This window comes from Mesorhizobium sp. CA14 (assembly GCF_020165195.1).
GTDB lineage: Bacteria > Pseudomonadota > Alphaproteobacteria > Rhizobiales > Rhizobiaceae > Mesorhizobium.
The window spans coordinates 1-1,050 of sequence record NZ_JAIUHR010000067.1 but is presented as its reverse complement, the minus strand read 5'-3'; the positions used below and the strand labels follow the sequence as shown (position 1 = coordinate 1,050).

1 protein-coding gene is annotated in these 1,050 nt (G+C 61.1%); it reads left to right on the top strand.

Features of this window, described 5'->3' with window-relative positions:
- The coding region (locus LB565_RS29775; RefSeq protein ID WP_224589630.1) for a hypothetical protein at positions 1-1,050 on the top strand (1,050 nt) is incomplete at both ends.

The window sequence follows — 1,050 nt, the reverse complement described above, 5'->3', positions numbered from 1 at the left end:
GCGGGTAGCAGCGATGCGATCAACGTCACCGGCAACAGCGATACGCTGAACCTTTCGGGCGCGCACGATGTCGTCACGGTGACGGGCAGCAGCGATACGATCAACTTCTCGGGCGCCGGCTCGTCGAGTGGCCTCAAGAGTGACGGCGATCTTACGGTCACCGCCAGCAGCACCAATGTGAATATCAGCGGCAGCGGTCACTCGATCGTCATGGCGGGTGACAACGACACCATCAGCATGGCCGGCGCCATCAACAGCACGATGTATCTGAACGGCACCGGCAACAACGTCACGCTGACGAATTGGACGGGTGTCACCCTGGAGGGCGACAATCAAACCCTTTCGGTTGCCTCCACCGGCAGTGTGACTGGAGCGACCGTCACCGTCGCCGGCGCCCATGACAACGTGACCGTCACCGGGCAGTTCTCCGACCCGTGGGGCGTGATCGTCTCGGGGACCGACGACTCGGTTACCGTCAACGGCAGCTCGCCGATCCACCTGGTCTCTGACAACACAAGCGCAACGCTGGCCGCCAGCAACAGCGTCATCACCATCGGCGCGGGTCCTTCACCCACAGGCACCGGTTCCGATGACACCGTTACCGTTGCCGGCACCCATGACCACGTGAACGTGACGGGCAACAACGACGCGGTCACGGTTGGCACCTACTATGACAATGCCGACGCCAACGAGGTTCACGTCAGCGGCAGCAACGACAGTTTGGTGTTCGAGGGCGGCTTCGGCAATATCATCAGCATGGAGGGCGCCAGTGACCAGCTGCTGGTGAGCGGCTTCTACAACACCGTCAACATTTCCGGCACCGATGGCACCTCAAGGCTCTATGGCTACGGACACACGGTCTCGGTCTCTTCAAGCAACACGACTCAGACCCTCTATGCCTACAACGACCAGATCGGTGTCAGCGGAAACGGTCTCACGTTGAACTTCATTACCGATCCCAACCCGGGGAATCCGTCCGGCAGCAATCATCTCACCGTCACCGGCTCCGGCGATACCATCTCCCTCGTCGGGCCGCAAAATACCGTGGAC